General features: G+C 38.5%; 8 protein-coding genes and 1 pseudogene. 6 read left to right on the top strand and 3 right to left on the bottom strand.

From position 1 onward, the window contains the following. Positions 1-309: 309 nt before the first annotated feature. On the bottom strand, positions 310-1,668 hold the full coding sequence (locus ACYQ2C_RS18305; RefSeq protein ID WP_460104606.1) for a hypothetical protein: 1,359 nt from the start codon (positions 1,666-1,668) through the stop codon (positions 310-312). 706 nt (positions 1,669-2,374) lie between these two features. Between ACYQ2C_RS18305 and ACYQ2C_RS18300 the strand changes: the two genes are divergently transcribed. The 3 genes from ACYQ2C_RS18300 (at position 2,375) to ACYQ2C_RS18290 (ending at position 4,513) form a co-directional block, all read left to right on the top strand. Next, complete coding sequence (locus tag ACYQ2C_RS18300) at positions 2,375-2,701, top strand: hypothetical protein (protein WP_460048072.1); 327 nt, start codon at positions 2,375-2,377, stop codon at positions 2,699-2,701. A gap of 143 nt (positions 2,702-2,844) precedes the next feature. Further along, positions 2,845-3,606 (top strand): glycosyltransferase family 2 protein, encoded by a 762-nt coding sequence (locus ACYQ2C_RS18295; protein WP_460048070.1) that lies wholly within the window; start codon positions 2,845-2,847, stop codon positions 3,604-3,606. A gap of 64 nt (positions 3,607-3,670) precedes the next feature. Next, on the top strand, positions 3,671-4,513 hold the full coding sequence (locus tag ACYQ2C_RS18290) for a DUF547 domain-containing protein (RefSeq protein ID WP_460104602.1): 843 nt from the start codon (positions 3,671-3,673) through the stop codon (positions 4,511-4,513). A gap of 54 nt (positions 4,514-4,567) precedes the next feature. Here the strand turns inward: ACYQ2C_RS18290 and ACYQ2C_RS18285 are convergent, their stop codons facing one another. Then, complete coding sequence (locus tag ACYQ2C_RS18285; protein WP_460048124.1) at positions 4,568-5,410, bottom strand: CheR family methyltransferase; 843 nt, start codon at positions 5,408-5,410, stop codon at positions 4,568-4,570. Here ACYQ2C_RS18285 and ACYQ2C_RS18280 point away from each other — a divergent pair. Next, positions 5,349-5,528 (top strand): annotated as a pseudogene (locus tag ACYQ2C_RS18280) (hypothetical protein); the annotation flags it as partial. The gene ACYQ2C_RS18285 and the pseudogene ACYQ2C_RS18280 overlap by 62 nt on opposite strands. Before the next feature lie 187 nt (positions 5,529-5,715). Here the strand turns inward: ACYQ2C_RS18280 and ACYQ2C_RS18275 are convergent. Further along, positions 5,716-6,675, bottom strand: coding sequence for a chemotaxis protein CheV (locus ACYQ2C_RS18275; protein ID WP_460048068.1), 960 nt, complete (start codon positions 6,673-6,675; stop codon positions 5,716-5,718). Positions 6,676-6,862: 187 nt separating this feature from the next. Here ACYQ2C_RS18275 and flgA point away from each other — a divergent pair, with 187 nt between their 5' ends. Beyond that, complete coding sequence (gene flgA, locus ACYQ2C_RS18270) at positions 6,863-7,639, top strand: flagellar basal body P-ring formation chaperone FlgA (RefSeq protein ID WP_460048066.1); 777 nt, start codon at positions 6,863-6,865, stop codon at positions 7,637-7,639. A 454-nt stretch (positions 7,640-8,093) separates the two neighbouring features. Further along, positions 8,094-8,426, top strand: a complete 333-nt coding sequence (gene flgM, locus ACYQ2C_RS18265) for a flagellar biosynthesis anti-sigma factor FlgM (protein WP_460048064.1) — start codon at positions 8,094-8,096, stop codon at positions 8,424-8,426. Positions 8,427-8,519 lie beyond the last annotated feature (93 nt).

The raw sequence follows: 8,519 nt of genomic DNA, 5'->3' as shown, positions 1-8,519 counted from the left end.
CTCTTGGTCGGGAGAGGTGCTGACTCTACCAGCTGGCCTCTCAACTACCAATTGCACTTATTATCTGAAACCGCGATATCAATTGTAATTAAGTTTCTAGTACAGCTATCTGAAGCGTAACAGTTATTTGAAGCGTAAGAGTAACGGTTAGGAACCTCTGACTAAATCCGCCATGGTTTGATCAGAGGACAAAATTGACAATACAATGCTCAATTTCTTCACCATTTCAACTACTTACCATATCTCGCCATTGCCTACACATCCTTGTGCCGCAGAAACTCTACGTTAATCAGAGTTTTCGTTAAAAACTTACAAGCTGGGAGCTTTTTTCTGCGCTCGTAATTCACTTGATGTTCGAATTACAATCACTTCAATTACCCAAACCGCGATAACACTCCCATACTCCAGCCACCGGGCCCAATGAGGTTGTTCGTATAACTCAAGAGTTCCATCCAGAATATTGAAGCCATTAACGTATGACAGTAAGATCATGAACGATGCAAACCAAGCCCATAGCGAAGGATATATTGCGGCAAAAAACAGCAACCAGACGAGATACCAAGCATTTACAACAGGCGCTAATAAAAAGAATACCGCAAAAACCCAATCACCACGAATGTCGGCTTTTTTGCCAAGCACAAAGTAAAACCAATACACAGCATACAAACAACAAAATAATAATGCGGTTATGATTTTCGTTGTGTGAATATCGAATATTTGATTAAGCAAAACAACAATCGAGCCATTAAATTGCCAATTTTGCGCAAACGCAAATAAACCATACAGATCTGCGTTATTTAGATAATAAAAAGGCGCGTAAATGGCGCCAACTACGACGACAAATATAGGCCACGTAAACCACCGGCAACGAATAGCGAATAACGGTACCAGCAAAATTGCAAAGACTTTCGTACACACAGCAATCGCTAAAAATACCATGCACGCAACTTGATAATTTTTCTTTAAACATAAAAAACTGACACCCAAAAAAAACACCGCGTAAATATCGGGATGCGCTGTTAAAGAAAATTCTTTGATAATTAATGGGCTCCAGGCATAAAGAACAGCTCCCCACCTAGGTGCGACTCGCCATAACACACCAATAACGCCTAAATCGAACAATGCAGATAACAACTGTAAGCCAAAAATATCGGCGGGGAATAACCAATAACTTAAGAGAAAAATAAGTTCGGTAACTGGCCCATAAATTGTCGGAATATCGGGATAATTAATACCACCCAAAATATCTTCCATACTACTAGGTACAGAGTTATTGCCAAAAAACTTGCTGGGTGCAACACCGTAAGGCGTACCATATTCAAAAAATACGTACCCATCCCATAAAAAACGGTAATGATCATCTTCAAAAATAGGATAAAACTGAACAGCTATTAACCGAAATATGACAGGCCAAATAAAAACCGCGGAAACTATCAATAATGATGACGACCTTAGGATTATTTCATTGCTTTGGATAGATATCGCCGCAATAACTGAACAACTAAAGACCAATGCCATAACTGAGTAAAAAAGAGGCAAACTGGGAAATCCTTCCGAGCCTGCGGCACTGAACAGTAGATACAAGCAAACGCTGACAACAATTCCGCACACATGAATGAGATATTTTTCGGTATTTAATAGCGGATGGTGTCGAGATAAACTGAACATAGACGGTTATCAAACTTAGGCAAACGTTGATTTTATCATTACTTGACTTGTGAATTGGTACTTTCAGACTTTTTAAGCAGAATATTCGGAAGGATTTAATCGCCAAAAACACTATGTCTTGATATTCGAAATACGTTATTTATAAAAAGCGAATAAAACTCAGATTCATCCCTCGCGGCCAGAGAATTAACCTTAAATACCTCATGATTTACGCAAAGCAACACATGCGAACTTTCATATAAGCATCATAAAGGTATACCCTGTACTGTTAAACTCAAGTGACCTGACAAAACATCCCAGCAACGGAACTAGGCTGATTTTTTTAACAATTTCAATTAATTACAAAAAATCTACGGCAATATTGTATTCATACATCTACGGCTAATGAATTATTAGGCAACTCTTTGGTCTTTCTCACAGTCTTAGGCTTCTATGACATTTTGATGACTCCGAGTTTGCCCAAAATGATCAAATTCGGAATATGTTAGTGAATTGTGATAGTCAGACGATCGATGGCCTAGAAACAACACAAACTTATCGATTAGAATCTTAACCATTATTAACGCATCGAGACTTTCCAATATTTTGGGTGTGATTTGCTAACTTAACACATAAAGTAAGCGTTTCTGCTTTATAGCAGTGGTTTCACGGTCTCTTTGCCTAAAACAACATTCAACTAATTATAAAATCCAGATTGGAGTTCAATATGATACTAACTGTTGCCCGCAAATTTACCATGGCATTCACCGTTATAGCTGCTATGTTATTTGGTGCAGAAGCCTTCGCATCCGGATCATTTTCGTCAGCGCCTACCCCAACTGTAGATAGCCCTTACGATAAAGGTAAGCGTAATTTCAACCGTAAAGTTGCCTGTAAAAAATGTCCTCTTCCCGGTAAAAAGCTGGATCAAGAGCAAGCCAAAGCCGTTATTGAAGCTCTTTACACCAATGAAGAATTGTTAGCGAAATTGGACGAGCAACAACGCAAAGATGTTGTTTTCTACTTGGCCAAGCGTTACAAATTAGACAAGTAAGCAGTTTTTATCAGAGATCCGTACGTATAACTTCGTACAGATACAGAAAAGCCCTGAATTTCAGGGCTTTTTATTTATAGCTTCTTATTAGCTTCAATTACAGACTCTGCTTGTACAAAGAGTGTCCACAGATTACCCATGTAATGTACAAATCCCATTTCATCTCCGTCATCATTCCCGTTCTTGATGAGGAATCCGCCATAGGCTTAGTGGTTGAAGAGCTTCTAGCCCTTAAAAATCCCGACGATTCTCTGCTCATAGACGAAATTATCGTTTGCGATAATGGCTCCGTTGATAATTCAACGCAGGTTGCTATCAATGCCGGAGCTTTTGTGGTTCACCAGCCTGAAAAAGGTTATGGCGCAGCCTGCCTAAAAGCCATGGAATACCTGAATGCGGAATCATCTATTGTATTGTTCATCGACGGCGACCATTCTTGTGTAAGCGCTCAAAGTGTTCCTCTAATCACCACGCTCATTGATCATGAGCAAGATTTGGTGATTGGCACTCGCGTTAAAGGGAAAATATCGAAAGGTGCTTTAACGCCGCCCCAGCTGTTTGGTAATCAACTGGCGACGTTTCTAATTAGACTACTCTGGAAAGCCAATATTACCGATTTAGGGCCATTTCGAGCTATTCGTAAACAATCGCTCAATACGCTAAAAATGCGCGATCGTAGTTTTGGTTGGACCGTAGAAATGCAAGTTAAAGCAATTCAAATGGGCTTTAGCATCGAAGAAATACCCGTAGATTCACTAAAACGTATTGGTAAATCTAAAATTAGCGGGACTTTATCGGGGGTTATTGGTGCGGGTAAAGGTATTCTTGGAATGATTTTTAATCTGTGGTGGGCCGAAAATATAACAAAAGATGAAATTTACATGAAACGATCGGAAAAAAGTTAACTTTTAAGATTTTTACAGGTCACACGGACAAGCAATTTTTGAACTGAAGTTATAGGAAAACATCATGCTAAATTGGCAAAAAAATAACCTAACCGTGGTATTTTCTGCATTTTTACTCGTATTAAGCAGTTTAATTCTGTCGGTGAATGTGCACGCAGCACCCACCTCAGAATTAATCGATTTTTGGGACGAGAGTGACGAAGAAAACACAAACACCATTGACCACAGCAAATGGCAAACTGTCTTAGACGCATACCTAGTGTCAAACCATCCAAGTGGTATTAATCGTTTTAATTACAAGGCAGTTTCAAAGGCCGACAAAAGCGCCTTGGAATCCTACATCAACGACCTTAAAAATACCGACCCACGTGAATATAACCTGGCCGAACAAAAAGCCTATTGGATTAATCTCTATAATGCGTTAACCGTTAATCTAATTTTGGACAATTATCCGGTAAAATCCATTACAAAATTAGGCGGTTTTTTCAGTTTTGGCCCTTGGGACAAAGAAATAATCACCATTGAAGGCGAAACTCTAACGCTCAACAATATTGAACACGGAATTTTGCGCCCAATTTGGAAAGATAACCGAATCCATTACGCGGTAAACTGTGCGAGCATGGGCTGCCCTAACCTATCGGCCACTGCATTTACCGCCGAAAATACCGAAGCACTTTTAGATCAATCGGCTAAAGATTACGTCAATCATACACGCGGCGTTAAAATTGAAGGCGACAAGATGCAAGTTTCAAGCATTTACGAATGGTATAAAGTAGATTTTGGTGGCACCGATGCATCTTTAATTGAACACTTAAAACTCTATGCTGAGCCACAATTACAAGAAAAGCTAAACTCTTTCTCTGGAAAAATTACTGACTCCTACGATTGGTCTTTAAACCAACCCTAATCGCTGTAATAGACAGTAAATTGTAATAAAAAAAGAAGGCTGCGGCCTTCTTTTTTAATGAATAGCTTGGTAAACAATACCAGGATTACAATTAATCATATTGTAAAGCTTATCAGCTTGAGACAATCCCTCAGACGCGCCCAAAAACAACAGCCCATTACTTGATAATTGTCGATTCAAGCGTGTCAAAATATCTTGTTTTAATTCACCCTTAAAATAAATTAAAACATTTCGACAGTAGATGATGTCGAATTTGCCCAAACTCGTAAATGAATCACTTAGATTTAAAACTTTAAACGTAACACGCTTACGAACCTTCTCAGCCAACTGCCATATCTTATCGTCTACCGGTTCAAAGTAACGCTTTAATCGCTGATTGCACAGACCGCGCTCGACTTCACTGCGATCATATTGAGCAAGTTTGCACTGTTCCAAGACTTTATTCGAAATATCCGTCGCAACGATTTCGATCTGACGTTGTGCCCACTGCGGATTTCGTGACAATACTTCTTCTGTGAGCATTGCCAGTGAATAAGGCTCTTGTCCTGTGGAGCACGCTGCCGACCAAATACGAATCTTTCCAGTCGTGTTAGCAAGACGCTCTGGCAAAAATTTGTTCTCAAAAAAATCAAATGGATAAGAGTCACGAAACCAGAATGTCTCGTTGGTGGTCATAGCGTCAATAACTTCACGCTTGAGTTTGCTGTCTGCACCGTACTCAAGCTTCTTAATTAAATCTCGGGTAGAGTTTAATTTATACTCTTCAAGTATTTTTCGAAGTCTAATACCAATTAAATAATGTTTGTTTTCTTTTAAATGAATACCGCAAATTTTCTCCAAGAACTCGCAGAAATTCGCAAGTTCTGCAGGAGAATCAAAAAGCGTATCACTGGATATGGTTTTACTATCAACGCTTTTCGATCCACTTCCGTCTTGGCCAGATAATATATTCAAATTGAGGCCCCACATACAAAGGTGGAAAACAAATTGTAGGTATTGGAAATTCGTTTTCTAAAAATTATAAGAAACTCCAAATTATTCAGAGTTTTCATCGACTCAAAATACGTCGTTAATACAAGAAATACTGAGTCATTGAAATGGTATAGAAGCTGGAAATAATATTGTCAATTTCTAACCTCTGATTAAATCATAAAAGAGATAATCAGAGGTTGTCATGGTATTTTCCAGCAAAATACTTTCAGTTATTCCTCGTCTTCAATATTAACCAGACTTTCACCGGTCATTTCCAGAACTCGACTATTAACATGTCTGGCGAGATCATCGGGGTTGAATTTTGCCAAAAAGCTGTCCGCACCGACCTTTTTCACCATTGCTTGGTTAAACACACCGCTGAGTGATGTATGTAAAACGATATGCAATTTCGAAAGTGCCGGATTAGCACGCACCTCTGCGGTAAACGTGTAACCGTCCATTTCTGGCATTTCGATATCTGAAATGACAAGAATGAGTTCCTGCTCGACATTTTTACCGGCTTCCACCAGACCTTCTAAATATTCCAGAGCCTCTCGACCATCTTTTTTGAGTGTTGTTTTGATACCCATTTGTTCAATAACACGTTGAATTTGCTTACGTGCAATGGTTGAATCATCAACAATCAAAACATGTTTCTGAACAACTCGCTCTGCAATACCGTCTTCAATAACATCGCTACTGATTTCTTCAGATAATGGATTAACTTCTGCCAAAATCTTTTCAACATCGATAATCTCGACTAACTGATTTTCGATTTCGGTGACCGCAGTAAGATAGTTTTCTCGCCCCGCACCGCGTGGTGGCGGATGGATAGACTCCCAATTGATATTAACAATGCGTTCCACCGCCGCAACCAAGAATCCTTGTGTCGAACGATTGTATTCGGTGATGATTACGAAACAATTGGTAATATCATCTAATTCCGTTCGACCAATTGCGAGATTCATATCCATAATGGAAATTGTTCCACCACGTATATGAGCCACACCTCTTACAATATGGTTACGATTAGGTATTTCGTTTAATGGCGGACACTGCAACACTTCTTTAACTTTAAAAACGTTAATTCCGTAAATTTGCTTGCCCTTTAAACGAAACAGCAGTAACTCCAGCCTGTTTTGGCCCACAAGTTGGGTTCGCTGGTTAACCGTGTCTAAAACACCTGCCATGAGAGTCCTCTCAGGTATACCAAATCTTAAATGGTTTGCCTAATTTGTTGTAAATCGTACGGCATAGAGATTGCTCGTAAGAACAAAAACTAAATTACCTATGATTTGTTGACATTTTATCGACACAAGTAGCTAAAACTTTAAATCTCAAAATGAAAAACAAACTCATAATGAGAATAGGATAAAAATGACAAAGCGTCTTGAGATGAAAGAAAAAACTTTTTTTAATGGCCTTAAAGAAAGATCTTTATTCATAAAGCCCAGAACTATTATAGCGTTGGTGTTTTTTATTGCTTTTTTACAGGCTAAACATTCATTGGCAAATGAGGAATATCAGAATTTACAAATATTAAGTCAAATAGCCTACAAGGAAATTGTGGAAAAGATTTCCAACCAACAGGATTTTGACAAAATCGTTGTTAACGTTAATGCGCCAGATAATCGACTTAAATTATCACCTTGTTCGTCAAATTTAGATGCCAAATTTCCGACGGATTTTGTCTCCAAACGTCTTACCGTACAATTAAGCTGTTCTTCGCCACAATCATGGTCAATTTATTTAATTGCCGAAATCGCGTTATATAAGAAAATTGTTGTATTTAGTGATCATCTCTCCAAAGGAAAATTAATTCAAGAAAGCGATTTAAAAATAGATTTGGTTGACATCAGTGATATCAGAGAAAGCTATTACAAAGAGATTACCCCTGTGATAGGTAAAGAATTAAAGAGAAACATCAAAAGTGGTGACATTGTTAGAGATGCCCTATTGGATATGCCGCAAGTTATCAAACGCGGACAAATTGTTAATCTGATGGCTACATCATCTGTAATCTCTGTTGAAACAACAGGTACGGCCTTATCGGATGGGCGTATTGGGGAGATTATTCGTGTAAAAAATAACCGAAGTGATCGTATTGTCTCGGGTACAGTGCAATCAAATGGCGATGTGTATATCAACCTTTAAGACTTAAAAACAATGATTAGTCTTAAAGAATCACAAAAAAAATCGTTAAGAATCATAAAGATAGACCCTATTACACAGCGAGACTCAATCAGCCAAACATAGAAACCCCAAAAATCGAGCTCGTTTAAACAAAATAGCCGCTATAACAGAAAGTTATCCAGAATAAAACTCAAGGAAACTCAGATTAACCCAGAGTTTCCCGCACACAAGGATGTGTTGCCAATTTAAAGAGCTGTAAGTGATTGAAATTGTGAAGAAATTGGAGATCACAGTTTCAATTTCTGTCATCTGACTAATTCACGGATGAGTTAGTCACATGCCCCTAAAGACCAACACTAAAAGAAAAAATTTAAAAAACCATTAAAGGTTATCAAGACTTGGCCGAAACCAAGTACATGATCAAATTATCTGGGTTAACCTCAGTAACTCATACATAAACAACGAGCAAACGATAATGGCCATTAACTCTATTGGTAACAATGCCAATCTAAACTCAAACAGCAATAACGTGCAGAGAAACAGTTCTGAGAATACTCGCTTAGAAACAAATTCTAGAGCTGAAACTGTTCAACAAGGTCGAGCGAATACCACCACAGGCCCTACTTCAGACGTTACGCTCAGCCCGCAGGCTAACAGACTCTCGCAGATTGAAAACTCAATTGCTGCTACTAGCGACGTGAATCAAGAGCGTGTCGATCAAATACGAGCGGCTATTAATGAAGGTTCTTTTAATATAGATGCAGAATCCATCGCTAATCGATTATTAGAGCAAGACGACCTGTTTTAACATTTACTGAGTCACTCTTTATAGGAACCTCTGATTAACCTAAAAATATTTAGATTATTATTTGAGAATACCGTTTATCAATGAATAATCTAA

The organism is Sessilibacter sp. MAH3, assembly GCF_054658275.1.
The sequence above is the reverse complement of the archived record's forward strand: the minus strand, read 5'-3'. Positions and strand labels throughout refer to the sequence as shown.

Excerpts from the sequence above, each read along its gene's own strand:
- ACYQ2C_RS18305 (WP_460104606.1), bottom strand. The coding sequence starts at position 1,668 with ATGTTCAGTTTATCTCGACACCATCCGCTATTAAATACCGAAAAATAT.
- ACYQ2C_RS18300 (WP_460048072.1), top strand. The coding sequence starts at position 2,375 with ATGATACTAACTGTTGCCCGCAAATTTACCATGGCATTCACCGTTATA.
- ACYQ2C_RS18295 (WP_460048070.1), top strand. The coding sequence starts at position 2,845 with ATGTACAAATCCCATTTCATCTCCGTCATCATTCCCGTTCTTGATGAG.
- ACYQ2C_RS18290 (WP_460104602.1), top strand. The coding sequence starts at position 3,671 with ATGCTAAATTGGCAAAAAAATAACCTAACCGTGGTATTTTCTGCATTT.
- ACYQ2C_RS18275 (WP_460048068.1), bottom strand. The coding sequence starts at position 6,675 with ATGGCAGGTGTTTTAGACACGGTTAACCAGCGAACCCAACTTGTGGGC.
- flgA (WP_460048066.1), top strand. The coding sequence starts at position 6,863 with ATGACAAAGCGTCTTGAGATGAAAGAAAAAACTTTTTTTAATGGCCTT.
- flgM (WP_460048064.1), top strand. The coding sequence starts at position 8,094 with ATGGCCATTAACTCTATTGGTAACAATGCCAATCTAAACTCAAACAGC.